This window comes from Streptomyces sp. NPDC053673, assembly GCF_055585225.1.
The window spans coordinates 33,795-58,818 of record NZ_JBVJKN010000039.1 but is presented as its reverse complement, the minus strand read 5'-3'; the positions used below and the strand labels follow the sequence as shown (position 1 = coordinate 58,818).

At 70.0% G+C, this 25,024-nt stretch carries 21 protein-coding genes and 1 pseudogene; 10 read left to right on the top strand and 12 right to left on the bottom strand.

Annotation, left to right across the window (positions count from 1 at the left end):
* The first annotated feature begins 227 nt into the window (after positions 1-227).
* Complete coding sequence (gene speB, locus ACZ6ZQ_RS33740) at positions 228-1,217, top strand: agmatinase (RefSeq protein WP_469772326.1); 990 nt, start codon at positions 228-230, stop codon at positions 1,215-1,217.
* A gap of 313 nt (positions 1,218-1,530) precedes the next feature.
* Here the strand turns inward: speB and ACZ6ZQ_RS33735 are convergent, their stop codons facing one another.
* Positions 1,531-2,001 carry a MarR family winged helix-turn-helix transcriptional regulator gene (locus ACZ6ZQ_RS33735; RefSeq protein ID WP_469772325.1) on the bottom strand — a complete coding sequence of 157 codons (471 nt, stop codon included), beginning with the start codon at positions 1,999-2,001 and terminating at the stop codon, positions 1,531-1,533.
* 129 nt (positions 2,002-2,130) lie between these two features.
* Here ACZ6ZQ_RS33735 and ACZ6ZQ_RS33730 point away from each other — a divergent pair, with 129 nt between their 5' ends.
* From ACZ6ZQ_RS33730 to pcaD, 6 genes and pseudogenes are all read left to right on the top strand, one after another.
* Positions 2,131-2,886 (top strand): CoA transferase subunit A, encoded by a 756-nt coding sequence (locus ACZ6ZQ_RS33730; RefSeq protein ID WP_469772324.1) that lies wholly within the window; start codon positions 2,131-2,133, stop codon positions 2,884-2,886.
* Positions 2,886-3,533 carry a CoA transferase subunit B gene (locus ACZ6ZQ_RS33725; protein WP_469772323.1) on the top strand — a complete coding sequence of 216 codons (648 nt, stop codon included), beginning with the start codon at positions 2,886-2,888 and terminating at the stop codon, positions 3,531-3,533. The genes ACZ6ZQ_RS33730 and ACZ6ZQ_RS33725 overlap by 1 nt, the downstream gene beginning before the upstream one ends.
* Before the next feature lie 206 nt (positions 3,534-3,739).
* Positions 3,740-4,513, top strand: a complete 774-nt coding sequence (gene pcaH, locus ACZ6ZQ_RS33720) for a protocatechuate 3,4-dioxygenase subunit beta (protein WP_469772322.1) — start codon at positions 3,740-3,742, stop codon at positions 4,511-4,513.
* A gap of 1 nt (position 4,514) precedes the next feature.
* Positions 4,515-5,117 (top strand): protocatechuate 3,4-dioxygenase subunit alpha, encoded by a 603-nt coding sequence (gene pcaG, locus ACZ6ZQ_RS33715; RefSeq protein ID WP_469772321.1) that lies wholly within the window; start codon positions 4,515-4,517, stop codon positions 5,115-5,117.
* Positions 5,114-6,463: a 3-carboxy-cis,cis-muconate cycloisomerase gene (pcaB, locus tag ACZ6ZQ_RS33710; RefSeq protein ID WP_469772320.1), complete on the top strand. Its 1,350-nt coding sequence runs from the start codon at positions 5,114-5,116 to the stop codon at positions 6,461-6,463. Before pcaG ends, pcaB begins: the two co-directional genes overlap by 4 nt.
* A gap of 18 nt (positions 6,464-6,481) precedes the next feature.
* Positions 6,482-7,270 (top strand): annotated as a pseudogene (pcaD, locus tag ACZ6ZQ_RS33705) (3-oxoadipate enol-lactonase); the annotation flags it as partial.
* Between the two features lie 14 nt (positions 7,271-7,284).
* Here pcaD and ACZ6ZQ_RS33700 read toward each other — a convergent pair.
* From ACZ6ZQ_RS33700 to ACZ6ZQ_RS33675, 6 genes are all read right to left on the bottom strand, one after another.
* Positions 7,285-8,421 carry a substrate-binding domain-containing protein gene (locus tag ACZ6ZQ_RS33700; protein WP_469772319.1) on the bottom strand — a complete coding sequence of 379 codons (1,137 nt, stop codon included), beginning with the start codon at positions 8,419-8,421 and terminating at the stop codon, positions 7,285-7,287.
* A 22-nt stretch (positions 8,422-8,443) separates the two neighbouring features.
* Positions 8,444-9,517: an ABC transporter permease gene (locus ACZ6ZQ_RS33695; RefSeq protein WP_469772318.1), complete on the bottom strand. Its 1,074-nt coding sequence runs from the start codon at positions 9,515-9,517 to the stop codon at positions 8,444-8,446.
* Positions 9,514-11,040: a sugar ABC transporter ATP-binding protein gene (locus tag ACZ6ZQ_RS33690; protein ID WP_469772317.1), complete on the bottom strand. Its 1,527-nt coding sequence runs from the start codon at positions 11,038-11,040 to the stop codon at positions 9,514-9,516. The genes ACZ6ZQ_RS33695 and ACZ6ZQ_RS33690 overlap by 4 nt, the downstream gene beginning before the upstream one ends.
* A 189-nt stretch (positions 11,041-11,229) precedes the next feature.
* The gene (locus ACZ6ZQ_RS33685; protein WP_469772316.1) at positions 11,230-14,043 is read right to left on the bottom strand and encodes a SpoIIE family protein phosphatase; all 2,814 of its coding nucleotides are present in this window, start codon (positions 14,041-14,043) and stop codon (positions 11,230-11,232) included.
* Between the two features lie 393 nt (positions 14,044-14,436).
* Positions 14,437-15,168, bottom strand: coding sequence for a 2OG-Fe(II) oxygenase (locus tag ACZ6ZQ_RS33680; protein WP_469772315.1), 732 nt, complete (start codon positions 15,166-15,168; stop codon positions 14,437-14,439).
* A gap of 327 nt (positions 15,169-15,495) precedes the next feature.
* Positions 15,496-17,445 (bottom strand): APC family permease, encoded by a 1,950-nt coding sequence (locus ACZ6ZQ_RS33675; RefSeq protein WP_469772314.1) that lies wholly within the window; start codon positions 17,443-17,445, stop codon positions 15,496-15,498.
* Between the two features lie 755 nt (positions 17,446-18,200).
* Between ACZ6ZQ_RS33675 and ACZ6ZQ_RS33670 the strand changes: the two genes are divergently transcribed.
* On the top strand, positions 18,201-18,404 hold the full coding sequence (locus ACZ6ZQ_RS33670) for a cold-shock protein (protein ID WP_469772313.1): 204 nt from the start codon (positions 18,201-18,203) through the stop codon (positions 18,402-18,404).
* Between the two features lie 288 nt (positions 18,405-18,692).
* The gene (locus ACZ6ZQ_RS33665; RefSeq protein WP_469772312.1) at positions 18,693-18,914 is read left to right on the top strand and encodes a hypothetical protein; all 222 of its coding nucleotides are present in this window, start codon (positions 18,693-18,695) and stop codon (positions 18,912-18,914) included.
* Positions 18,915-18,981: 67 nt separating this feature from the next.
* Here the strand turns inward: ACZ6ZQ_RS33665 and ACZ6ZQ_RS33660 are convergent, their stop codons facing one another.
* The 4 genes from ACZ6ZQ_RS33660 to ACZ6ZQ_RS33645 all read right to left on the bottom strand — a co-directional run bounded on the left by ACZ6ZQ_RS33660 (position 18,982) and on the right by ACZ6ZQ_RS33645 (position 22,619).
* On the bottom strand, positions 18,982-19,263 hold the full coding sequence (locus tag ACZ6ZQ_RS33660; protein ID WP_469772311.1) for a hypothetical protein: 282 nt from the start codon (positions 19,261-19,263) through the stop codon (positions 18,982-18,984).
* Between the two features lie 93 nt (positions 19,264-19,356).
* Positions 19,357-20,646: a sugar ABC transporter permease gene (locus ACZ6ZQ_RS33655; protein ID WP_469772310.1), complete on the bottom strand. Its 1,290-nt coding sequence runs from the start codon at positions 20,644-20,646 to the stop codon at positions 19,357-19,359.
* The gene (locus ACZ6ZQ_RS33650) at positions 20,643-21,428 is read right to left on the bottom strand and encodes an ATP-binding cassette domain-containing protein (protein WP_469772309.1); all 786 of its coding nucleotides are present in this window, start codon (positions 21,426-21,428) and stop codon (positions 20,643-20,645) included. The genes ACZ6ZQ_RS33655 and ACZ6ZQ_RS33650 overlap by 4 nt, the downstream gene beginning before the upstream one ends.
* Positions 21,429-21,509: 81 nt before the next feature.
* Positions 21,510-22,619: a sugar ABC transporter substrate-binding protein gene (locus ACZ6ZQ_RS33645; protein WP_469772308.1), complete on the bottom strand. Its 1,110-nt coding sequence runs from the start codon at positions 22,617-22,619 to the stop codon at positions 21,510-21,512.
* A 359-nt stretch (positions 22,620-22,978) separates the two neighbouring features.
* On the opposite strand from ACZ6ZQ_RS33645, the gene ACZ6ZQ_RS33640 reads away from it, so the two are divergent.
* Complete coding sequence (locus tag ACZ6ZQ_RS33640; RefSeq protein WP_469772307.1) at positions 22,979-24,181, top strand: DUF418 domain-containing protein; 1,203 nt, start codon at positions 22,979-22,981, stop codon at positions 24,179-24,181.
* A 31-nt stretch (positions 24,182-24,212) separates the two neighbouring features.
* Here the strand turns inward: ACZ6ZQ_RS33640 and ACZ6ZQ_RS33635 are convergent, their stop codons facing one another.
* A complete protein-coding gene (locus tag ACZ6ZQ_RS33635) occupies positions 24,213-24,992 on the bottom strand; it encodes an alpha/beta fold hydrolase (RefSeq protein WP_469772306.1) in 780 nt (259 codons plus the stop codon).
* Positions 24,993-25,024 lie beyond the last annotated feature (32 nt).

Below are 25,024 nucleotides of genomic sequence, written 5' to 3'. Positions count from 1 at the left end.
ACCCGGCCGAGACGCGCGAGGTGCTCATCCGCTCCCTCGCCATGCTCCGCACCAAGCACGCCGACCTGCCGTCGCGCAAGCACGGCAACCCCCCGACCTGACCAACCCGTTCCGCGCCCCCACAGGAATCCGCCCGATTCTTCGAGCACGTCCGGCGTCGCTGAGGCCGAAGTGGCCCGTCGGGGGCGCCTGACCGCCGTACCCCATGGAAAGGCACTGATCGCACCATGACCACCCACCCCAACGGAGTGACCCCGCCGCTGCCGCCGACGGAGACCGACCGGACGCTGCACTTTGCGGGCCCCGCGACGTTCGGTCGCGTCCCGCGGCTCGACCAGGTGGAGAAGCCGGACATTGCCGTGGTCGGGGTGCCTTTCGACAGCGGCGTGACCTACCGTCCGGGAGCCCGCTTCGGTGGCAACGCCATCCGCGAGGCATCCCGTACCCTGCGTCCCTACAACCCGGCTCAGGACGTCTACCCGTTCCACTACAGCCAGGTCGTGGACGCCGGCGACATCAGCGCCAACCCCTTCGACCTCGACGACGCCGTGGAGACCATGGAGGCCGCAGCCGACGACCTGCTCTCCAGGGGAGCCCGGCTGATGACCCTGGGCGGCGACCACACCATCGCCCTGCCGATGCTGCGCGCCGTTGCGAGGAAACACGGCCCGGTCGCCGTCCTGCACTTCGATGCCCATCTGGACACCTGGGACGATTACTTCGGGCAGCAGTACACCCATGGCATGCCTTTCCGCCGCGCAGTGGAGGAAGGCATCCTCGACACCTCGGCCCTCTCTCATGTCGGCATCCGCGGCCCGATCTACGGCAAGAAGGACCTCGACGACGATGCCAAGCTGGGCTTCGGAATCGTCACCTCGGCCGATGTGATGCGGCGCGGCGTGGACGAGGTGACTCAGCAGCTGCGCGAGCGCGTCGGCGACCGGCCCCTCTACATCTCCATCGACATCGACGTCCTGGACCCGGCCCACGCCCCGGGCACCGGCACTCCCGAGGCCGGCGGCCTCACCTCCCGCGAGCTGTTGGAGATCCTGCGAGGCCTCGCCGAGTGCCACCTGGTATCCGCCGACATCGTGGAGGTTGCTCCGGCGTACGACCACGCCGACATCACCTCGGTGGCCGCTTCCCATGCGGCGTACGAGCTGATCAGTATCATGTCCAACCAGATCGCCCCGATCCGCTGGGGTGCGGTGCAGTAGCACTTGCGTCAGATGCCTGTGGCATCGCGGGTCTGGCCCGCCGTGGTCTAGGGCCTGTCGTTCGGATCTTGCCGGGCTCGCGTGCCCTGGCACGCACATCTGCTGCGTTGTCGTCAGTCGCCAATGTCCCCCGTAGCCCTTCGGGCACGGGAGGTGCCCCCACCGCAGTGGCTCATTCCTCCGCCTTGCATCTGCACGCGCCAGACCCCGCTCGCCCCGCGGCGGTAGCCGCAGATGTCGCTGCCGGCCTGATCCAAACGACAGGCCCTACCAGTCCGCGGAGGTGTGCGGCGGATGCTTCTCGTACGTCATGTCATCGTGCTGACCGCTCCCGTGTCTGTACGGCAGGGTTGCGCAGTGACTCGGCCGCGTCGGAGACCCGCTGCAGCAATTCCAGGAACGTGGACTGCTCCTGAGGGTCCAGCGGTGCGAGGAAGATCTGGTTCATGCGGGCCGTCCGCCCGGACAGCTTGCGGTGCAGCCGCTCACCCTCCTCGGTGGCGCGCAGCACGGACCGGCGGCCGTCCTTCGCGTCGCGGACCTTGTCGACCAGACCGCGGCCGGCCAGTCGGCGGATCACCTCGGCGATGGTGGACCGGTCGAGACCGACCCGCTCGCCCACGGTGCGCTGGTCCAGGCCGTCCTCGCCGACCAGGGTGTTGAGAACGGCGAACTGCGGGGAGGTGACCTCCTCCGAGACGATCGTGTTCCACAGCAGGGTGTGCGCCTGCTGCAGGCGCCGGGCCAGATGGCCGGGGTGGGTGCTGAGGTCGAGCGCGGGCACGGTTCGTCCTTTCCGGAGGTCCTCCTTGTACTGAGGACCTTGACCCTGGAACGCCATGATGTCACGCTCCCAACTGATACGCAGATAGTCAGTACACTGATTATTTCGTTCCAAGGGAGGAGCGGACGGATGGACAAAGTGGTGTCCACAGCCGCGGAGGCCGTGGCCGACGTGAGCGACGGCGCGTTGCTCGCGGTCGGAGGTTTCGGTCTGAGCGGCGTGCCGAACGTGCTGATCCAGGCGGTGTACGCGACCGGGGCCGGCGGTCTCGGCGTCGTGTCGAACAACTGCGGCGCGATGGACTCCGGTCTGGCCCTCCTGCTCGCCGCGGGCCGGATCGCCCGCGTCACGGCGTCCTACATCGGCGCCAACAAGGAGTTCGCCCGCCAGTACCTCGCCGGCGAACTGGAGGTCGAACTGATCCCGCAGGGCACGCTCGCCGAGCGGCTGCGCGCGGGCGGCTGCGGCATCCCCGCCTTCTACACCCCGGCCGGCGTCGGCACCCAGGTCGCCGAGGGCGGACTGCCCTGGCGCTACGACGGCCAGGGCGGGGTCGCGCTGGCTTCGCCGCCCAAGGAGGTGCGGGAGTTCGACGGCGAGAAGTACATCCTCGAGCGGGGGATACGCACCGACTTCGCGCTCGTACGAGCCGCGAAGGGCGACCGGCACGGCAATCTCGTCTTCGCCAAGTCCGCCCGGAACTTCAACCCCCTGGCAGCCATGGCGGGCAGGATCACCGTCGCCGAGGTCGAGGAACTGGTCGAGCCCGGCGAGATCGACCCTGATCAGGTCCACCTGCCGGGCATCTTCGTCCAGCGGATCGTGGCCCTCACGCCCGTGCAGGCCGCCGACAAGAAGATCGAGCAGAGGACGGTGCGCGGCTGATGAGCTGGACACGGGACGAGACGGCCGCCCGCGCAGCCCGGGAACTGCGCGACGGGGAGTACGTCAACCTGGGCATCGGACTGCCGACGCTGATCCCGGGCCACCTCCCCGAGGGCGTCCACGTCATCCTCGAGTCCGAGAACGGCATCCTCGGCACCGGTCCCTTCCCCCACGAGGACGAGGTCGACCCCGACCTGATCAACGCGGGGAAGGAGACCGTCACCGTGCTCCCGGGCGCCTCGTTCTTCGACTCGGCGCTGTCCTTCGGGATGATCCGCGGCGGCCACATCGATGTCGCCGTGCTCGGCGCCATGCAGGTGTCCGCCTCCGGCGACCTGGCCAACTGGGCCGTCCCCGGCAAGCTGGTCACCGGCATCGGTGGCGCCATGGACCTGGTGCACGGGGCTCGCCGGGTCATCGTGACGATGACCCACACGGCCAAGGACGGCAGCCCGAAGATCGTCGAGGAGTGCGACCTGCCGCTCACCGGCCGCGGTTGCGTCGACCGGATCATCACCGACCTCGGTGTCCTGGACGTCACCGCTCAGGGCCTGGTGCTGGTGGAGTGCGCACCGGATGTACCGGCCGGCGAGATCGTGTCGCAGACGGCCGCGAAGCTGATCGTGCCTGAAGGGATCCGCTCGTGAGCCCGTCTTGGATCAGGCCCCAGGACCAGGGCCTGTCCGGTGGATCCTGCCGGGCTCGCGACGCCCTGCGACTCCGTCTCCTGCGTTGTCGTCAGTCGGCATGGCTCCGCCATGACTCCATCCTCCGCCTTGGATCCGAAGCCACATGACGCCGCTCGCTGATCCAGCCTGATCCACCGGACAAGCCCTGGGGAGTTCACCGGCTCATGACACTGACTCAGACCGATATCGACCGCGAGATGGCGCAGCAGCGTGAGGCGTACGAGAAGTTCGCCGCCGATGGCGCCCCGCCCGCACATCATCCGGCGCGGGACTACGCCCCGTACCGCTCCAGCGTGCTGCGTCACCCGAAACAGCCGCTGGTCTCCATCGCACTGCGGCAGGACCCTGAGGCCGTCGAGCTGGCCTCGCCCGCCTTCGGCGAAACCGACATCACCGAGCTCGACAACGACCTCACCCGCCGCCACCGGGGTGAGCCGCTCGGCGAGCGCATCACCGTCACCGGCAGGCTCCTCGACCGTGACGGACGGCCGGTGCGGGGCCAGCTGATCGAGGTCTGGCAGGCCAACGCCTCCGGGCGGTACGCCCATCAGCGCGACCAGCATCCCGCGCCGCTCGACCCCAACTTCACCGGTGCGGGCCGGACGCTGACCGGCGACGACGGCGGCTACACCTTCACCACGATCAAGCCCGGCGCCTACCCGTGGCGGAACCACACCAACGCCTGGCGACCCGCGCACATCCACTTCTCGCTCTTCGGGACCGCCTTCACCCAGCGGCTGATCACGCAGATGTACTTCCCGGGCGACCCGCTCTTCGCGTACGACCCCATCCTGCAGTCCGTCACCGACGACGCCGCACGGCAGCGGCTGGTCGCCGCGTACGACCACGACCTGTCGGAGCCGGAACGGTCCCTCGGTTACCGCTGGGACATCGTGCTCGACGGTCCCGTCGCCACCTGGGCCGAGGAAGGCCGCTGACATGACGACTTCTCCCGCGCCTCCCACTCCCTTGCCTCCCACTCCCTCCCACACCGTGGGGCCCTTCTACGGGTACGCCCTGCCGTTCCCCGGCGGCGCGGAGATGGCCCCGGTCGGCCACCCCGACACGATCACCGTCCACGGCTGTGTGTCGGACGGGGACGGCGCCCCCGTCCCGGACGCGCTCCTGGAGTTCTGGGGTCCCGGCCCCGACGGTGAACTGCCGTGCGTCGGAGGCTCGTTGCGCCGCGACCCGGTGACCGGTGGCTTCCTCGGCCGCAACGGCGTCGACTTCACCGGCTTCGGCCGCGTACCGACCGACGCGGACGGCCACTGGGCCGTACGCACGCTCCGCCCCGGTGCCCGCGGCCGCAACGCCCCCTACATCGGCGTCTGCGTCTTCGCCCGCGGCCTCACCCACCACCTCTTCACCCGGGTCTATCTGCCCGAGCCGACCGAGGCGTTGGCCGCCGACCCACTGCTGTTCTCGCTCACACCCGAGCGGCGCGCGACGCTGGTGGCGGTTGCCGAACCGCGCGGCACCTACCGGTTCGACATCCGGCTGCAGGGTGCGGCGGAAACCGTGTTCCTGGAGTTCACATGACGCACGACGATCTCGACGCCGGGCTGCTCGCACCCGGGCGGGCGGGCTCGCCCGCCGAGGCGGCCACCTCCGACGCCGCCTTTCTGCAGGCGATGCTGGATGCCGAGGCCGCACTCACCCGCGCCCAGGCCGCGCTCGGCCTGGCTCCAGCGCAGGCGGCCGTTGCCGTGACCGCGGCCGCCCACGCCGGGCACTTCGACCTGCGCGACCTGGCGCTGCGCGCACGCCAAGGCGGCAACCCGGTCATCCCACTGGTCGCCGATCTCACGGCGGCGGTGCCCGAGGAGGATGCGCCCTACGTTCATCGCGGGGCCACCAGCCAGGACATCCTCGACACCGCGGCGATGCTGGTCGCCTCCGGGACGCTGGCGCTGGTCCTCGACGACCTGGACCGTACGGACCACGCCCTGGCCCGCCTCGCCGCCGAGCACCGTGACACCCCCATGCCGGGCCGCACCCTCACCCAGCACGCCGTCCCGACCACGTTCGGGCTGAAGGCGGCGGGCTGGCGCGCGCTGGTACTCGACGCCCGCGACCGCCTCACCGCCGTACGCGCGTCGCTGCCCGCCCAACTCGGCGGTGCGGCAGGCACATTGGCGGCCTTCGACGCATACGCGCAGGCGGCCGGCACCGGTGTGCGGCTGGTCGCCGCGTACGCCCGGGAACTCGGCCTCGCCGAGCCGGCACTGCCCTGGCACACCCTCCGCACCCCCCTCGCCGACCTGTCCGGTGCGCTCGCCTTCACGGCGGGTGCGCTCGGAAAGATCGCCTCCGACGTGCTCGTACTCTCCCGTACCGAGATCGGCGAGCTGAGCGAGGGCAGTGGCGGAGGATCGTCCGCCATGCCGCACAAAGCGAATCCGGTGCGGGCCGCGCTCATCGTGGCCGCCGCCCGCAGAGCGCCCGCGCCGGCCGCCGTGCTGTACGGCTCCGTCGCGGCCGAGGACGAGCGGCCGGCCGGAGCATGGCACGCGGAGTGGGAGCCCCTGCGCGATCTGCTGCGGCTGGTCGGGGGAGCGGCCCGGGACGCGGCGGAACTCGTCACGGACCTGCGGGTGCACCCCACTCGGATGCGCGAGCACCTGGACCTGACCGAAGGGCTGATCGTCTCGGAGCGGCTGACCGCCGTCGCCGCCGCCCGGCTGGGCCGCGCCCGTGCCCAGCAGTTGCTGACGGATGCGGCACGCACCTGCCGTACGACAGGCGCAGAACTGGCCGACGTCCTGGCCGGGATACGCGACTCGGAGCCCGCGCTGAAAGATCTCGACCTGTCCGCCCTCACGGACCCCACTCACTACACCGGCGCCGCCCGGGCACTCACCGACCGCGCCCTGAGGCGGCGCTGAGCCACGAATGCGCAGGCCATGACCGATATGCTGCATCACCACTCAGAGGGCCCGGCCACCGGGCCCGCCCTGCTCCTCGGCCCGTCCCTGGGCACCTCGACCGCCCTGTGGGACGCGATCGCGCCCGAGCTGAGTCCGGCGTTCCGCACCGTCCGATGGGACCTGCCGGGGCACGGCGGATCGTCCGCCGGTCTGATCGGCCCCGGCGCCACCGTCGACCGGCTCGGCACGCTGGTCCTGGACCTGGCCGACTCGCTCGGCCTGGACCGCTTCCACTACGCCGGGGTGTCGCTCGGCGGCGCGGTCGGCCTGTGGCTGGCCGCGTGCCGTCCGGAGCGGGTCGACCGGCTCGCCGTCATCTGCTCCTCCGCGCACTTCGGACCGGCCGGGCCCTGGCGTGAACGGGCCGCTCTGGTACGCGAGTCGGGCACGGACGCGATCGCCGAGACCGCGCCGGCACGATGGTTCACCCCCGGCTTCACCGAGCCGGGGCTCATCGACGATCTGCGCCGGACCGACCCGGAGGCGTACGCGGCCTGCTGCGATGTGCTGGCTGCCCTGGACCTGCGTGACGCACTGCCGTCGATCACCGCTCCCACGCTGGTCGTCGCAGGCCGGCAGGATCCCGCCACACCGCCCGCGCACGCCCGGGAGATCGCCGACGCCGTGCCGGGCGCGGCCCTCACCGAGCTGGCGGACGCCTCGCACCTCGCACCCGCGGAGCAGCCCGGGGCCGTGCTGGCCGCGCTGCGCGAACACTTCTCGGCGCCGGGCTCTGGCCTGGGGACGGCGGAACGCAGCGAGGTTCGTGCACGAGGTCGTCACGTGCGCCAGATCTTCCGGTAGGCCTCGCGGTAACCCGACGGATTCCAGGAAGTGGCCCCGCCGGTGTTGTCGGCCGTGGAGATGTGGACGGGGGCGACGTAGCCACTGGCGGCCTGGCCGGCGAAGGAGCGGTTGAACTCGTCGATGATCTGCCAGCCCTGCTGGGACAGCGGCTCGGGGACGGTTGCGGCCTGGTACTGCCCGCTGTTGATGCGCTGGAAGGCGGAGGGATCGCCGTCGCCCGCGCCGATGTTGAAGGGAGGGCCGGAGCCCGGTTTCCCGGCAGCGCGGAGGGCCGGGGCGGCATCGGCGAAGTAGAGGTCGTTGATGGCGACCGAGTACGTCCAGCTGTTCTGGAAGCGGGAGAGGAGGGAGGAGACCTCCTGGGGGGTGCGGTGGCTCGCATCCGGAATCGGGATGTTCTCGTACGCCAACAGCCTCACGCCCGGGCAGGTGGCGAGCCCCTGCTTGATCAGTTCGGCCTTGTTCTTGGCGAACGGGATCGAGTCGTCGGTGAAGACGACGACTCCGGCATCGCCGTTGGACCGGGCGATGATCCAGTCCGCGCTGATCTTCGCCACGTCCGCCACGTTGGTGGTGATGTTGGTGTAGAGCCTGGGGCTCTCGCTCGGGCCGGGTGAGCGGACCGCGTGCCAGCCGACGAGCGGGATGTGCGCCGCATGAGCCCGCGCCACCTGCTGCGACGTCAGATTGGGGTCGAAGCCGCCGATGGCGATGCCCGAGGGTTTGAGGGTGATGGCCTGGCTGAGTGCTGCCTGGATTCCGGCGGGAGTGCCCTCTCCGTCGATCACCCGGACGTTCCAGCCTGTGACCTTCGCGGCTTCCTTGACACCCTTCGCGACGCCGGCGACGCCAGGGTTGGTCATGGTCTGCGCCACGTAGACGATGGTCTTGCCGGGAACCGCCGCGGGGCCGCTGGTGGGGCCGGTCCAGGAGGCGTTGGTGTTCTCGGCCCGCTGCACGGCCGCCTTCGCCTGCGCGAGCACGGCGGGGCAACCGGCCTTCGACGGCCCGGTGCCCGTCGACGGGCCGCGCCCGCAACCGACAACGACGGTGGCGGCGAGTGCCAGCAGGGCTGCGGTGGTGAGCGTGGTCCTTCGGTTCGGGTACACGGTGCTCCTGACGCGGTGCGCGTTACGAACTGTCCTGGGGGGTGCCGTCCTTCGTCGGTGCGGCCGACGTCTTTGCGAGCGTCTGGCGGGTCGCGGCGGGGCCGGTGCGCAGTCGGCGGCGGGCGGAGTAGCCGGCCAGGCCGACGGCGATGAGCAGGGTGGCGCCGTTGAACAGCGGCGTGGCCCAGAACTGGGCGCCGAGCTGGCCGATGCCGGCGAGGCCGACCGCGAGGACGGCGACGGCCACGACGGTGCCCAGCGCGTTGGCGCGGCCGGGCTTGATCGCGGTGGAGCCGAGCAGGGCGCCGACGAAGGCGGGCAGCAGGTAGTCCAGGCCGACACTCGGGTTTCCGGTCTGCTGCTGGGCGGCGAGGAGGACCCCGGCGAAGCCGACGACCAGGCCCGAACCGGCGAAGGCGTAGACGGAGTACTTGTGGGTGGGGATGCCGAGGATGCCGGCCGCTCGGGGGTTGGAGCCGATGACATACAGGTACCGGCCGAGCGGCAGCCGCTCCAGCACCAGCCAGAGGGCGACGACGACGGCGAGGACGTAGAAGGCGGGTACCGGCAGGCCGAGGAACCTGGAGTCGTAGATGCCGGTGAAGGCGGGCGGCAGGCCCTGCGGGCCCGGGACGATCCGGGCTCCGTCGGTGATCCAGCCGCTGACGGCGTACATCATGCTGCCGGTGCCGAGAGTGGCGATGAAGGAGTCGATCTGCGCGAACTCGACGATGACACCGTTGAGAGCGCCGACCACCGCCCCTCCGAGGATCACTGCGAGGCAGGCGAGCGCCCAGGGCCAGCCTTCGTTGACGATGAGCTGCATCACCATGACGTGCGCCAGACCGAGGCCGTACCCGATGGACAGGTCGAACTTGCCGGTGACGATGGGGATCGTCGCGCCGAGCGCGAGGATGGCGGGGATCGATTGGTTGGAGAGGATCGAGGACACGTTGTCCCGTGTGGGGAAGGTGTCCGGCAGAGTGATGGAGAAGATCAGGAAGAGCAGGGCGGCCAGGGCCAGCAGGCCGTAGGTGCCGATGAGGTGCCCGCGCAGGAAGCCCAGCAGGGGTCGGGGCGAGGGGGAGGGGGTCACCGGTTCGTCGCGGTTCCGGTGATGGCGGGCATGGCCGAGGCGGTGCGGGTCAGTTCGCTGACCGTGAGGGCATCACCGGTCAGTTCGGCCGTCACGCTCCCACGGGCGAACACCAGGGCGCGGTGGCACACGGTGGTGACCTCCTCGAAGTCGGTGGAGATGAGCAGTACCGCCAGGCCGGCGCCCAGCGCGTCGTCGAGCAGACGGTGGATCGCGGCCTTGGCGCCGACGTCCACGCTGGCGGTCGGCTCCTCGAGGACCAGCAGGCGCAGGCTCACCCGGAGCCACCGGCCGACCATGATCTTCTGCTGGTTGCCGCCCGAAAGGGTGGCGATCGGGACCTCGCAGTCGCGGGGGTGCACCGAGAACCGGTCGATCAGGGCGGTGGCCTCGGCCCGCTCGCGCCGGGGACCGGTCCAGTGCCACGCCGGCACACCGGCTGCCCGGGGGTTGGCCAGGAAGTTCTCCCGTACGGTCAGTTCGGCGGCGCAGCCCTCCTCCTGACGGTTGCCGGCCACGAAGCCGACGCCGGAGTCGAGAGCGGCGGCGACCGTACGCGGGTGGTACGGGCGGCCGTCGAGCAGCGCCCGCCCGCCGAGGACCGGCCGGGCGCCGGCGAGGGCGCGGCCGAGGTCCATGTGGCCGGCGCCGGTCAGGCCCACCATGCCGAGGATTTCGCCGGCACGCAGTTCCAGGCTGACCGGTCCGGCGTATCGGGTGCGTACGCCGTCGAGGCTCAGGACGGGCGGGCCGCCGGCGCGGGTGGTGGTGGGCCGGTGGTCGGCCAGTTCGCGGCCCACGATGTCATGCACCAGACGAGCGGGACTGTGGCCGGCGAGAGCACCTTGGCTGACGAGGTGGCCGTCGCGCAGCACGGCGAACGTGTCGGCGACCTTGTACACCTCGTCGAGCCGGTGGCTGACGTAGAGGACGCCGTGCCCCCGGTCGCGCAGGGTGTGCAGGACGTCGAAGAGCCGGGCGCAGTCCGCGGCGGGGAGGGTGGCCGTCGGTTCGTCGAGGACGAAGAGCTCCGCCCGTGTCGCCAGGGCGCGGGCGATGGCGACCAGCGAGCGCTCCGCGGGGGCGAGGTCGGCGATCGGGGCGTCGGCGTCCAGGTGACCGGCGACGATCCGCAGGGCCTCGGCGCATCGTTCTCGGGTCTGCTGCCAGGAGACCAGTCCGCAGCGGCGCGGATAGCCGGTGCCCAGGGCGATGTTCTCGGCGACCGTCATCCACTCGACGAGGCCGAGATCCTGGTGAATGAACGACATCTTCCCGGCGGCGGCGTCCGAGCCGAGCGGATGCCCGGCCACCGTCACCTCGCCCTCGTCGGCGTGGTGGACCCCGGCGAGCACCTTGATGAGGGTGGACTTCCCGGCGCCGTTGGGACCGAGCAGGGCGAGGACGCTGCCGCCGTGGATGTCGAGGTCGACCCCGGCGAGCGCGAGGGTGCCGCCGAACCGCTTGCTGAGACCGCGTATGCGGACGAGAGGTCCTCCACCGAAGCGAGAAGGTGGGCTCATCGCGGTGTCGGGAGCGTCATGCACGGACTTCTCCGGGGGTCGGCCTCCAGGTTCTTCCCGACTGCATGGAGGATGCTACTGGGAGCTGTTGCCGTATTTCCGGCATATCGGTGGCCCCTTTGACCCCAATGGGTGAGCTGTCCGGAAAGCCGGTCTCCCCATGCGCCTCCCAGCTGTGCCGGGTGCAGGTCACGCCGCCGCGTCCAGGGCACACTCGGCCCAGATGACCTTGCCGTCGGTCGTGTAGCGGGTGCCCCAGGCCTGGGCGAGCTGCGCGACGAGGAACAGGCCACGGCCACCCTCGTCGGTGGTGGCTGCATGGCGCAGGCGTGGGGCGGTGCTACTGGTGTCGTAGACCTCGCAGATCAGGGTGCGGTCGTGGATGAGGCGCACCTGGATGGGCCCGGTTCCGTAGCGGACGGCGTTCGTGACCAGCTCGCTGAGCAGCAGCTCCGTGGCGAAAGCGGACTCGTCCAGCCCCCACTGGCTCAGCTGTTGGACGGCGGCGGCACGGACGTCGGAGACGAGGGCCGGGTCGGCGGGCAGGTCCCAGGTGGCGATCCGGTCGGCGGGCAGGGTGTGGGTGCCGGCGACGAGCAGTGCGATGTCGTCGGCAGGGTGGTCGGGTGCCACGGCGTCGAGGACCGCCTGGCAGGTGTCATCGGGCGTTCGGTCCGGGTGGGCCAGTGCGCGGCGCAGCTCGTCGAGTGCCACGTCGATGTCGCGATCGCGGTCTGCGATGAGTCCGTCGGTGTAGAGGACCAGCCGGCTGTGTTCGGGGAGATGGATCTCGGCCGTTTCGAAGGGGAGACCGCCCAGGCCGAGAGGGGGTCCGGCGGGCAGGTCCGGGAAGGTCACGGTGCCGTCGGGGTGGACCAGCGCGGGCGGAGGGTGGCCGGCGCGAGCCATGGTGCACTGCCCCGAGGTGGGGTCGTAGACGGCGTACAGACACGTGGCGCCGACGATGCCGGGGCTGCCGAACGCAGGGCCGTCTTCGCCCTCCTCCCGGTCCAGGCGCAGCACGAGATTGTCCAGGTGGGTGAGGAGTTCGTCGGGGGCGAGTTCCAGTTCGGCGAAGTTGCGTGCGGCGGTGCGCAGCCGGCCCATGGTGGCGGCGGCGTGCAGTCCATGGCCGACGACATCGCCGACGAGCAGGGCGACGCGGGTGCCGGAGAGGGGGATGACGTCGAACCAGTCGCCGCCCACTCCGGATTCGGCCGGCAGATAGCCGTGGGCGACCTCGACGGCGTCCTGCTCGGGAAGGCCGCGCGGGAGCAGACTGCGCTGAAGTGCCAGGGCCAGGGTGTGTTCGCGGGTGTAGCGGCGGGCGTTGTCGATGCAGAGGGCGGCGCGGGCGGCGAGTTCCTGGGCCAGCGAGCAGTCGTCGTCCCCGAAGGGGGCGGGATCCTGCGAGCGGTAGAAGCTCGCGATGCCCAGGAGGACGCCCCGCGCGAGGAGGGGGACGGAGATGAGGGAGTGGACGCCGTGCGCGAGGATCCGCTCGGCGTGCTCGGGTTCCTGGGCGATCCAGCCTGCGGCGGACGCCAGATCGGGTTCCAGCACTGCCTGCCCGCTGGCCAGGCACCGTAGATGGGGCGTGGCCGGGTGCAACTGCACCCGCTTGCCGGCCGGGTAGAAGGGGCAGTCCTCGCGGATGCCGTGGACCACCGTACGGTGCAGGTCGGTGCTGGGGTCGGCGGACTCCTCGCCGCGCAGTACGGCCTCGGGAACGTCGATGGTGACGTAGTCGGCCAGGCGCGGGACCGCCATCCCGGCGAGTTCCCAGGCGGTGCGGCTCACGTCCAAGGTGGTGCCGATACGGGTGCTGGCCTCGGCCAGCAGCTCCAGGCGGCGTCGGGCCGCAACGGCGTACTTCCCCACCTCCGGCTCGCCCACCAGCACCAGCCCCCTGGCCAGGTCGTCGGCGTCGTCGGTGCCGGGTGGGACGGGCGCGCGGGCCGTCGTGGGGGCCCGGCCCGCCACAGCGCCGGGGAAGTGCTCGGACGACGGGCCGGCGGTGGTGGTGGCATGCTGCGGGACGACGCCGCGTGGTCGGCCGACGCGAGTCGGGACGGCGATGCGGGGGTGCGGCGAGTCGCTGGGGAGGACCGCCTCGATGACGACGCCCTCCACCCCGGAGGGGCTCGTCACCGGATGGCTCAGGAGGGTGACCCACCGGTCGCGGGACAGGGGCACTTCGACGGCGGCCCGCTGGGACGAGGAGATCAGCTCCGTGGCCTTCTCCTTGAGTGTCGTCCGATCGCGCTGGTCCAGCCCCATCTGAACCAGTTCGTTCATTCCGATCAGGCGCCCGTCCCCAGTTGCCTCGCTGGTCCACGCGCGGCGTCTGGCGTCGAGATACGCCCGCAACAGGCCACGCTCTCGCGCCGAACTCTGCTCCATCAGCCGCCGTTCGATGGCTTCGGCGGCGTTGCGTATCACGCTGACCAGTGCCGGGTCGGCGTCGGCGAGGGGATAGCCGAAGCAGAGGACGCCCTCGATCCGCCCGCTGAGCTGGTCGCGAACCGGGATTGCGGTACAGGCGTTTGACTGAGAGCGCTCGGCGAAGTGTTCGGCACCGGAGACCTGGCACAGCTCCCTGTCCGCGAGTGCCAGGCCGACACCGTTGGTCCCGGCGAACTGCTCGGCGAACACGAAGCCGGGGATGCTCTGGATCGGGGCGAGGCGCCGCACCAAAGACGCTTCCCCGAAGCGGCGTTCGAGTATCGTGCCGTATCCATCGGCGAGACAGATGTTCATCTGGCTGCCCGCGAACATGGCTTGCAGCCGGTCCAGCACGGGCCCGGCCGCGCGCACGAACTCACTGTCCGGATCGAAATCCTGACGGAAGGGGAGCTCGGTTTGGTCCGGTGAGAGTCCCAGCAGCCGGCAGCGCTGCCACGAACTCAGGATCGGACTTCTCACGCCCCCCTCGACCGACTCGCCATGCAGAAACCGTTCGCGGGGACGTACGGGGCCGATGCGGTCTCCCACGACCCCCATCTGCATCACTTCCCTCACAGAAACTCTGCGATCTCCCAGCTTCTTTTTGAGTATATTCCTCACGTTTTGGGCGAATATAAAAGTACATACAGTGATGAGATGATTGCTGACGGGAAAGCCCTGGCGGGCGTCCACGATGATCGGTCGCCGCGCTCGGGGCGACGGCACCGGCTGGCCATCACAGGAAGTAATGCAGCGTGGGCTTGCTGTTGTCCGGTCGGGCCGGGTGTTCCAGGGCAGCCCGGCGTCGGATCGGTGCCGCACCGGCGCCCGAGGTGGGGTAGGCGTCGGGCGCTTGGGAGGTGAGGCGCTGGGCGGGCCGCAGCCAGGAGCCGGCCCGCTCGGGCCCTGTTCCGGGTGGCTTTCCACTGCTGGCGTCCGGCCGGCAGGACCTCATCCGGCGTCGTGGAAGACGAGACCGAGGGTGTGGCGTCGGCCGGAGCGGACGGTGCTCACGCCGTGCCGCATGGGCCCGGTCGACCAGCCGCGCTTGGAGGCGACGGGCCGGTCGCGAGTGGTGAAGATCAGTCCGTGGCCCTGGGGGAGGGTGGTGGAGGAGCCGCGGGACTGGGCGCGGGGGCGCTGTTCGGTCATGAGGAACTCGCCGCCGCTGTAGTCGATTCCGGGCTCGTCGAGGCCGATGACGACCTGGAGGGGGAAGACGGCTTCGCCGAAAACGTCACGGTGCAGGGCGTTCCAGTCTCCGGCCCCGTAGCGCAGCAGGATCTGTGCGGACTTGGCCTGACCGGCCTCATGGCAGTGCGCCAGCCACTCCTGAAGGCTGTCCGGCCAGGGGGAGGGCCGGCCGAGCTTGGCGGCCCAGTCCCGGGCGATGGGCAGCAGGCGCGGGTAGAACGCCTCCCGCAACTCTCGTACGGCTTCGGGCAGTTCATGGGTGAAGTAGCGGTACTGGCCGGAGCCGAAGCGGTGGCGGGCCATGTCGACGGTGGTGCGGAAGTAGTGGTCCTCGTCGTAGAGAGCGGCGATCGCGGCGCACTCGTCGGAAGTGAGGAGCGGGCCGCTCAGGGCGCTGCCGTACTCGTTGACCTCGCCGGTGAGCGCGTCCCAGCCGGCGGCGTCGACCCGCTCGGTGAGCGTGGTCTGCAGGTGGATGCTGTCGATCATCGTGCTGCCCTCCCGGGCGGTGCATGTCGGGGCCCGTACGGTTCGTGGGACCCCGCGAGGGTGGGGCCGGTCATGCGACCTTGGGGCCGTTCTCGACGTCCAGCGGCTGCTGCTTGCGCTCCAACAGGTGAGGGTGGTGCCGTAGCTGCTGTTCCCGGCTGCATGCACGAGTCTGCGACTCTCGGGGGGTCATGTCCGGCGGAATTCGGACGCCGCATTTCCGCTGGCGTATGCGGACGCCTTACGGCCCTGGGAAGGCTCGCCCTCGCGGGTGGAGGGCGAGCCGTGATCGCGGCGAGGCGCAGCCCGCGCCGCTCGTGCTTCGCGTCAGCCGACGTGGACGCGAGGCCGGTTCGCCCGGTCGGGTTCGGCCTCTCGCAGCACTTCCCGGGTGACGGGGGCGACCTCGCCCTGGCCGAAGAGGAAGAAGCGCAGGAAGTTGGCGAACGGATTGCCCTCGGACCATTCGAAGTACATGTGCGGGCGCTGACCGGTGGCGTCGCGTACGTGCAGGAGCAGTGCGGCCAGGGCGTTGGGGATGGAGGAGCTCTCCAGGGTCAGGACGCGGTAGCGGCCGTGCAGTACCTCGCCGCGTACGTTCAGACCGGCCTCGAACTCCGAGGGGTCGCCGACAGTGACCTCCACGAAGATGAAGTCATCCCCTGCCGGTACGTCGTTGTCGGCCCGGATCTGATGGATCTTGTCGCGGTACTCGGCGACGTCGCGCTGGTCGGGCTCGTTGGCGATGAAACGGATCGTCCGGTGGGAGATGTCGCGGACGAAGCGGTCGGCCATGTCGTCCAGCGTCACGCCCGTGACGCGCAGCTCGAAGGCGCGGGCAAGCCGAGAGGCCAGGGACAGGATGATGATGCCGGCGATGAAGCACGCGCCGATCTTCACGCCGTCGGGCCGTTCGATGACGTTGAGGACCGTGGTGTAGAGGAAGACCGCCGAGATGACGGCGAAGGCGATCGTCCAGTTGCGTTGCTGGGCGCGGTGGGCGGCGATGGTCACCGCGATCGCCGCGGAGCAGATCAGCACCAGTACGCCGGTGGCGTAGGCGCCGCCCTGGGCGTCGACGTCGGCGTTGAAGATCCAGGTGACCAGGAACGCCACCAGGGTGAAGACGATCACCATGGGGCGGACCGCGCGCGCCCAGTGCGGGGCCATGCCGTACCGGGGGAGGTACTGGGGCATCAGGTTGAGCAGTCCGGCCATGGCGGAGGCGCCGGCGAACCAGAGGATGGCGATGGTGGCGACGTCGTAGACGGTGCCGAAGACGTTTCCGAGGTATTCGTGGGCGAGGTAGGCGAGTGCGCGTCCGTTGGCCCGGCCGCCCGGCTGGAACTCCTTTGCCGGGATGAGCAGGGTGGTGATGAAGCTGGTGGCGATCAGGAAGACACTCATGATCAGTGCTGCGGTGGTCAGCAGCTTCTTCGTGCCCCGGATACGTCCTGCGGGCTGCTCCTCGGTGTCGCCCGGGTCGCCCTCCACGTGCGGCATGACCGCCACGCCGGTCTCGAAGCCGGACAGGCCCAGCGCCAGCTTGGGGAAGACCAGCAGTGCCACCCCGACCATGGCCACGACGTTCCCGTGCTCGGCGGTCAGGGCGCTGGACCAGTCGGTGACCACATGCGCCTCGGTCACGATGTGCCACAGGCCGACGACCACGACGACCGCGTTCAGGGCCAGGTAGATCCCGACGAGGGCGACGGCGACGCCGATCGCCTCCAGGAAGCCCTTGAGGAAGACCGCCCCGAGCAGCGCGATCAGCAGCAGCGTGACGAGCATCTGCTGTCCGTGCAGGAAGCCGGGCACGTGCGGGTTCTCCACCAGGTGGATGGAGGAGTCCGCCGCCGACAGGGTGATGGTGATGAGGAAGTCGGTGGCGGCGAAGCCGAGCAGGGTCAGGACGAACAGCTTGCCTTTCCAGAACGACAGCAGTCGCTCCAGCATGGCGATCGAGCCCAGACCGTGCGGGCTCTCCTTGGCGACCCGCCGGTACACCGGCAGTGCGCCCGCCAGGGTGACGATCACCAGCACGATGGTGGCCACCGGCGACAGCAGCCCCGCCGCGAGCGCGGCGATGCCCGGCTGATAGCCCAGCGTGGAGAAGTAGTCGACGCCGGTCAGGCACATCACCCGCCACCACCGCTGCCCCTTGTGCTCGGGCGTCGGCTCGGCGTGCGTACCTTTCTGGTGCCTGGCCATGTCGGACAGACCCTCGAGCATCCACGCACGCATGCGGCTCGTACGGGCATGGACGGGGGTGGTCATCTGTGCTCCTGGTCTACAGCGAACGATTTCGGCCATCACGAGGACGGCATGATCAGCGTATGCAATGAACAACCCGCCGGCTCAGGTGTCGCCCCGCACGCCGTGAGACGGATGTGGCGTCCCCGGGAACGGTGCGAGGCGGAGCAGAGGGGCGGGTGCGTGAGGGCTGTCAGGTCCCCCGAATCCGGTCAGCCCTGACATGGCAAGGACCTACGGCTGCCCGGCGATGCGAGGCTGTGCGGGCAGGCCGAAGAAGGCGAGCGCCATAAGCACCCGTTAGCCAACCAGTTCGGGGAACGCGGAGATGTCCCTGTCACGATGAACACGGCGCGAGCGTATGTCGCCCCACCTGGTCAACAGCACCACTCCGATGCCTTGAGGGGCATCAAGAACTCGTTAGGATTCCCTAAGGGTTCGTACATATAGCGCAATTACGCCCACGGCGGCCGCTGTCGCTCGTCCAGTCGGGAAGCGTGGTGTCCGGGAGGCGCCACATCGTCGGCGTCGCGCCCCGGAACGGATCGTGTGCTCCGTTCCATGCAGTCGACGCCAAGGGCGCCGAGGACCCGCGCCCGGGCTCATTGGCCTCGCCGAAGCTCCGTCCGACGAGCCGGTCGAGGCATTTCGCCGACACGGAAACAGGACCGTTCGTGAAACCGGCTCAGGGTGGCAAGGTGCAGGAGCCGCAGTCGCGATGGGGCTGTGGCCGGCGCGGCGACGGCGCGCGCCGTGGCATGGCAAAGGGAACGGAACTGATGGCAACAGGCACTGTGAAGTGGTTCAACGCCGACAAGGGCTTCGGCTTCATCCAGCAGGACGACGGTGGCCCGGACGTGTTCGTCCACTTCTCCGCCATCCAGGCCACCGGCTTCAAGGAGCTGGCGGAGGGAGACAAGGTCGAATACGACGTGACCCAGGGCCCCAAGGGCCCGCAGGCGGAGCAGGTCCACCGCCGGTAGGGCGCCTCGGTGCCCGGTCCCACCGGCTGATCGCTGGGACCGGGCATCTGGCATCTGGCATCTGGCATCGGGTATCGGGCATCGGGCATCGGGCAGAGGGGCAGCGCCGGCCGGCCTTGCTGCCGTGGTTGGCCTTCTTCTCGTGCAGGCGCCGTTGACGATCTTCATGGCCGGGTCGCACAGTCGTAGACGCCGGCCGGCGCCGACGTACCCCTGTCCCGTATCGACGAGCTCCTTGCTGCGGGGCCCGAGGAGTTCGCTGAAGCCATCGCTGAGCTCGACCGCGCGTTGACGGAGAAGATCCGCGACCTCACCCGCCACCGCCGCCACATCGCCGAACTGGCTGCTGGGGAACGGTCGTTCCTGCCCGCCGATGTCATCGACATCCTCGACCGGCTTCGCTCGCTCGGCGCACCGCAGTCCAAGACCGCACACAGCTCGCGTCGCTGGGTTGGGGGCGTTGTCGGCTGCTCTGCCGACGCTCCGTACTCGGAGATCGACGTGCGGTGAACGGTGACGTGCCGGCAACGCACGGCCGGTGGCCGAGGCGGTGGACCGGCTCGGCGTGCGGCATCGGTCAGGTTTCCATCGCGAGATCACAGTCGGCGCAGATGCGGTCTTCGTACGCCGGGCCGTACCACTTCGAGCCCGGATGCTCGGAAGGCCTCCAGGTCGACGCTTCCATGGCGAACGTGTCTTTGCCGCAGATGGTCCGTGGACCGGGGGCGGCCGGGTTCCCGGGAGCGGCGGGCGCAGCGTGGACTCGGCGGACGTGCCGGCTCTCGGCTGCCGGGCTGCCGGAGGGACCGGGCGCCGACGCCGCCTCGTCCAGCTCGTGGACAACGACGATCTCGCTCATGATCCGACGGTATGCCGTTGCGAGGGAGCACGCCTTCCCGCTGCCGGCGCCCGGTTCTCGGCGCCAGGCGCCAGGCGCCGGGCGCCTGTCCGGTCAAGCCCTGCCGTGAGCCTTCTGCGAGAGGCGCGACAGCGAGTCGAGGACCACGGCGGCGAGCAGCACACCACCGGTGATCACGGACTGCATCGGCGTCGGGATGCCCAGGAGAACCATGCCCGACGCGATCGACTGGATGACGAGCATGCCGAGCAGGACGGACCAGGTTGTACCGCGGCCGCCGAACAGGCTGACGCCGCCGATGACCGCCGCGGCGATGGCGTTGATCAGCAGAATGGTGGAGCCCGAGGTCTGCCCCACCGCGGCGACGCGCGAAGCCAGGAAGAGCCCGCCGACAGCGGCCAGTGTCCCGGACACCATGAACGCCGAGATCCGCAGCCACACCACATTGATTCCGGCGCGGCGGGCCGCCTCGGCACCCCCGCCGATGGAGAAGATCTTCCGCCCGTAGAACGTGCGGCGAAGGATGAAGTCGAGGCCGACGACGAAGGCGAGGAAGATCAGAAGGGCGAGCGGCAGACCCTCGAACCGGTTCAGGACATAGGCCGCGGCGAACGCGACCAGTGCCACCGCACCCGTGCGCACGGCGATGACGCTGAGTGGCCGGGACAACACGCCGGCGGCCCTTCGGCGGCGTGCGTCCCGGTAGGACGCGAGGAAGAACGCGGCCACGCTGAGCGCCGCCAGCCCGTACGCGACTCCCGCGTCGTGGAAGTAGTAACTGGTCAGCGCGTGGATCAGACCCTGCTCGGGGAGGTTGATGGTGCCGCTCGCGCCCAGGACGTAGAGCATGAGGCCGTTCCAGGCCAGCAGGCCCGCCAGAGTGACGACGAACGACGGTACGCCGACCTTGGCCGAGAAGAACCCCTGAACGGCTCCGATCGCTGCTCCGACGAGCAGGGCGGCGGCGATCGCCAGCCACTCCGGCAGGCCGTTGCTCACGTTCAGGACGGCGAACACGGCCGCCGTGAGCCCACTGACCGAGCCGACGGACAGGTCCACCTCGCCGAGCAGCAGCACGAAGACGATGCCCAGGGCGATCATGCCCGTGCCGACGATGTCCACGCTGAGGTTGGAAAGGTTGCGGGGCGAGAGGAACTGCTGGTGAAGGCTCTGGAAGATGGTCCAGAGCACAACGACACACACGATCCCGGGAAGCGATCCGAGTTCACCGCTGCGCAGCTTGCGGGTGAACTCGCCGACGTAACTCCTGAAGCCCCCTTCGCCCGCTGACCGGCGCTGATCGGCGGCTGCGGGCCTGGCGCCGACCGAATCGCCACCCGCTCCGGCGCGACCGAGGTTCTCGGATGCTCGTGTCCTTTTCACATCGCTCCCTCCCACGACCGGGCCTCGCGATGGGTGCCGGCGTTGTCGGTGGCGCCGGTGATGGAGGAGACGATCTGCTCCTGCGACGTGGTCGGCACGCTGAAGAAACCATTGTTCCGACCGAGGTGCAGCACCGCGACCTGGTCCGCTACGGCTTTGACGTCACCGAGGTTGTGACTGACCAGGAGCACGCCGATCCCGCGCTCCCGCAGCCGATCGATCAGGTCGAGGAAGTGGGCGGTCTGCTGGACGCCCAGGGCGGCGGTGGGCTCATCGAGGATGAGCATCCTCGGTTCGCTGAGAAGAGCGCGCGCGATCGCGACGGTCTGGCGCTGGGTCGCGGAGAGGGAGGCGACGGGGACGCGGACGCTGGGGATGCGTATGGGGAGGGCGTCCAGCAGGTCCAGTTCCCGGGCCCGGCGTTCCATGGACACCTCGTCGAGGACTCCGGTCCTGCCGATCTCATGGCCGAGGAAGAGGTTGCCGACGACATCGAGGGTTTCGCACAGCGCGAGGTCCTGGTAGACGCTGGCGATGCCCAGGCCCTGGGCATCACGGGGGCGGGAGATCCGGACGGGACGGCCGTCCCACTCGATGTCGCCCGCATCGGCGGGGCCGACGCCGGTGATCACCTTGACGAGGGTGGACTTGCCCGCGCCGTTGTCGCCCACCAGGGCGACGACCTCGCCGGCGTGGATCTCCAGCTCGACGTCCGTGAGTGCCCAGACGACGCCGAACCGTTTGCAGATGCCGCGCAGCGCCAGCAGTGGAGTGCTCCGCACGTGAACCGCCTCCTTTGCGCGTCCCGTCTCTCCCTGCCGGTGATGCCGCACGACATGCGGGAGGTGCGGCGCCGGGGCGGCCTACTCGATGAGTCCGGCTTTCCGGCAGGCGGCTTCGACCGTGGGTGTGCAGATCTGGCCGGCCGTGTAAAGGCCGCTCTTGACGACCGTGTCCTTGACCGTGCCGGCGGTCACGGGGACCAGAGGGCCCAGGACGGCCGGGATCTCCTTGTCGGTGTCATTGCTGACACGGTCCGTTGCGATGGTGTCGAGCTTCTCGCCGCGGCCCAGGGCGACTGCCATCTCGGCGGCGGCGTTGGCCTCCGCCTCGAAGGACTTGTAGACGGTGACGTACTGCTCGCCCTTGACGATCCGCCGCACGGCCGAGAGGTCGGCGTCCTGACCGGTGACGGGCGGCAGCGGCTTGATACCGGCGGTCTTGAGCGCGGTGACCACGCCACCCGCGAGCCCGTCGTTGGCCGACAGGACGCCGTCGATGTTGTCCGCGCCCAGCTCGGCGATGGCGGCCGACATGTTCTTGAACGCGTTCTCCGGAATCCACTCGGCGGTGTAGTACGACCTGGCGATCTTCACCTTGCCCTTGAGCACGGAGAGCGCGCCCTTCATCAGGTCTCTCGTGTTCGGGTCCGTGGGGTCACCGTTCATCATCACGATCTGGCCGTCGCGCGCCTTGGGACCCATCGCTTTGAGGAGCTCCTGGCCCTGGATCCTGCCGATCTCCTCCGAGTCGTAGCTGGAGTAGCCCGAGATGGGGCCCTCGGCGAGGCGGTCGTAGGAGACCACAGGGACGTTCGCCTCACGGGCCCTGGTGATCGAGGAGCGGAGCGCCTTGTCGTCGACGGGATCGAGGATCAGGACCTTGGCGCCGTCCGCGATCATGGATTCCATCTGCTGTTGCTGAGTGGCCACGTCCGCCGAGGCGTAGGCGTGGTTCACCCTGCACTCGGGGCACAGCTCCTTGACCCTCTTCACGATCAGGGGCTTGTCGGCGGTCGCCCAGCGAGCGGTGTGCGTGTCCGGGAGCAGCAGCCCGATGGTGAAGCCGTCCTTGCCGGAGGCCTTGCCGCCCGCGTCGTTTCCTGCCTCACCGACCGACCCGCAGGCGGCGAGGCCGGAGAGCGCGGACACCGCTGTCACGGCGACGACAGCGCGCCCCGGGCGGCTCTTCATCCGAGGGGTCTTCCTGCCATGTCTCCGGCGGCTGTGCACCGTCTGGAGTTGATCCGACATAAAGCCCAATGTAGGGGAAAATGTGAAACAACGACGGCAGTGGCCGTCCGACCGGTCTGATCTTCGACGCTCGCCCGGCCTCATACCGCGCCCGGCAACCGAGCGCTGGTCACTGCCACTGCGCATGCCGCCGAGCGAACGCGGCTGGACCGTGCCCCAGGGGGATGAGCCGGGGCGCCGGGTGCCCGTGCCCGTTACCCCCGAGGAGGATCCTTCAGCCGCGGGTGCATCCTTCGATGTAGGGGGAGTTCGCCTGTTCCTACGAGGAATGGCGTCCAGGTCGCGTCGACGATGGAGGCATGACCGAGACTCTGCGCACACCGACCACGACTTCCTCCGCCGACCACGGCGGCGGCCGATTAGCCCTGCTCGACGTACTGCGCGGGGCCGCGATCCTCGGCACGCTGATGACCAATGTGTGGATCTTCACCGGTCCGGGCGCCGAGTGGGGGATCCTGCAGAGCGGGACCGGTGACGCCGGCTTCGGGTCCTGGCCCGGGGCCGCCGAGCGCCTGTTCCGGCTGGTGGCGGACGGGAAGTTCCTGTCGATGCTGACGATCCTGTTCGGCGTCGGCCTGGCGATCCAGTTCGACTCCGCCGCCCGGCGCGGTCAACCCTGGCCCGGCCGCTACCAATGGCGGGCGCTGTTCCTGTTCGCCGAAGGGACCGTGCACTTCATCCTCGTCTTCGCATGGGACGTGCTGATGGGGTACGCGGTCACCGCACTGCTCGTCGCCTGGCTGCTGACACGATCGGATCAGGCGCGGCGGCGGGTCATGTGGTGGGCGGCCGGGCTGCATCTGGCACTGATGGGCGTGCTCACGGCGGTGCTGGTCGTTGCCAACCGGAGCCAGGGGGAGGGCGGTGAGGGCGGAGGCGGTGTTTCCCGGGAGGTCGTCGATCTGTACGCGCACGGCAGCTACCTGGACCAGGTCTCCTTCCGGCTGGAGCACGCGGTCGCGCTGCGCATGGAGCCGGTGCTCTCCTTCGGGCTCCTGGTGTTCCTCTTCCTGCTCGGTGTGCGGTTGTTCCGGGCGGGCGCGTTCGGCGCGGACGAGAAGGGCCGGCGGATCCGTGCCCGGATGCTCGGCTGGGGCCTGGGCCTCGGAGTGCCGCTCACCGGGGCGATCGCCCTGGCCGGCCAGGACTTCTTCCTGCTGAGCCGGTACTGCGCCGCCCCGTTGACGGCGGTCGGTTACATCGGTCTGATCGGTGCGGTGGTGGACCGGGTGCGGCGTCCCGGCCCCCTGACCACCGGCCTCACCTCCGTCGGCCGGACGGCCCTGTCCGGCTATGTGCTCCAGAACGCCCTGTGCGCGCTCGTCTCGTACGGCATCGGACTCGGCCTCGCGGCCCGGTTCGGAGAGTCGGCCCGCCCGTGGTGGGTGATGGGACTGTGGGCGGCGGTGTGCGTCGTCCTCATGGCGGGTTCCACCCTGTGGCTGCGTCGGTTCTCGAACGGCCCGCTGGAGTCCGTGCAGAAGTGGGCGCTGCGGCGCTGAAGGATCCACTCGGACTCGGCCGCGTAGTGCCTCATGGCCGGCCGGTCACGAACCGGTCGAGAGCCGCGGTCAGTTCTGCCGGCTTCTCCACCGGAAGTTCGTGGCCGGCGTCCACGATCCGGACCACCGCGTCAGGGTAGGCCTTCGCCATCCGCAGCATCTGTGAGACGGGCAGTTGGATGTCGTGGTAGCCGTGCACCAGCAGGGTGGGCGTGCGGATCTCGCCGACCCGGTCGAGGACGTCGAAGGCCCGCATGGCGGCGTAGCACGTCATGACCACCTCCTGCGGCGTGGCCGAGGAGGCCCGTATGTGCTCCCGTACCTCCTCGCGCGGGTAGCCGGGGGCGAAGGCCCGCTGGATGTTGGTGGCGACGAACAGCTTGAACGGCACCCGCGTGGACGCCGCCATCAGCAGGCCCCGTCCCCGGCTGTAGGTCATCCGGCTGATCGAGTTCACCAGCACCATGCGCTCCACCCGATCGGGATGGGAGAGGGTGATGGTCTGCGAGATCATCCCGCCCATGGAGTGGCCGACGAGGATGAATCGCTCGACCTTCAGATGGTCGAGGAGGGCGAGGACGTCCGCCGCCAGGTCCTTGATCGTCCGCGCCCCCGCCCCGCTGCTCTCGCCGTGACCGCGCAGGTCGAGCCGTATCACCCGCCGCTTCTCGGCGAAGTGCGCCATCTGGTGGTCCCAGCGGTGCCGGTTCGCCGTCCAGCCGTGGACGAACACCAGGGGCACACCGTCACCGTCGCGGGGGCCCTCGTCGTCGTACGTCAGTGCTGCGCCGTCGACTTCGAGCTGCGGCATGGGTCGTCGCCTCCTGGAATGCGGTCTGGTTA

Bases quoted from the DNA above. Each gene is read 5' to 3' on its own strand.
- speB (WP_469772326.1), top strand. From the start codon at position 228: ATGACCACCCACCCCAACGGAGTGACCCCGCCGCTGCCGCCGACGGAG.
- ACZ6ZQ_RS33730 (WP_469772324.1), top strand. From the start codon at position 2,131: ATGGACAAAGTGGTGTCCACAGCCGCGGAGGCCGTGGCCGACGTGAGC.
- ACZ6ZQ_RS33725 (WP_469772323.1), top strand. From the start codon at position 2,886: ATGAGCTGGACACGGGACGAGACGGCCGCCCGCGCAGCCCGGGAACTG.
- pcaH (WP_469772322.1), top strand. From the start codon at position 3,740: ATGACACTGACTCAGACCGATATCGACCGCGAGATGGCGCAGCAGCGT.
- pcaG (WP_469772321.1), top strand. From the start codon at position 4,515: ATGACGACTTCTCCCGCGCCTCCCACTCCCTTGCCTCCCACTCCCTCC.
- pcaB (WP_469772320.1), top strand. From the start codon at position 5,114: ATGACGCACGACGATCTCGACGCCGGGCTGCTCGCACCCGGGCGGGCG.
- ACZ6ZQ_RS33690 (WP_469772317.1), bottom strand. From the start codon at position 11,040: ATGAGCCCACCTTCTCGCTTCGGTGGAGGACCTCTCGTCCGCATACGC.
- ACZ6ZQ_RS33685 (WP_469772316.1), bottom strand. From the start codon at position 14,043: ATGGGGGTCGTGGGAGACCGCATCGGCCCCGTACGTCCCCGCGAACGG.
- ACZ6ZQ_RS33680 (WP_469772315.1), bottom strand. From the start codon at position 15,168: ATGATCGACAGCATCCACCTGCAGACCACGCTCACCGAGCGGGTCGAC.
- ACZ6ZQ_RS33675 (WP_469772314.1), bottom strand. From the start codon at position 17,445: ATGACCACCCCCGTCCATGCCCGTACGAGCCGCATGCGTGCGTGGATG.
- ACZ6ZQ_RS33670 (WP_469772313.1), top strand. From the start codon at position 18,201: ATGGCAACAGGCACTGTGAAGTGGTTCAACGCCGACAAGGGCTTCGGC.
- ACZ6ZQ_RS33660 (WP_469772311.1), bottom strand. From the start codon at position 19,263: ATGAGCGAGATCGTCGTTGTCCACGAGCTGGACGAGGCGGCGTCGGCG.
- ACZ6ZQ_RS33645 (WP_469772308.1), bottom strand. From the start codon at position 22,619: ATGAAGAGCCGCCCGGGGCGCGCTGTCGTCGCCGTGACAGCGGTGTCC.
- ACZ6ZQ_RS33640 (WP_469772307.1), top strand. From the start codon at position 22,979: ATGACCGAGACTCTGCGCACACCGACCACGACTTCCTCCGCCGACCAC.
- ACZ6ZQ_RS33635 (WP_469772306.1), bottom strand. From the start codon at position 24,992: ATGCCGCAGCTCGAAGTCGACGGCGCAGCACTGACGTACGACGACGAG.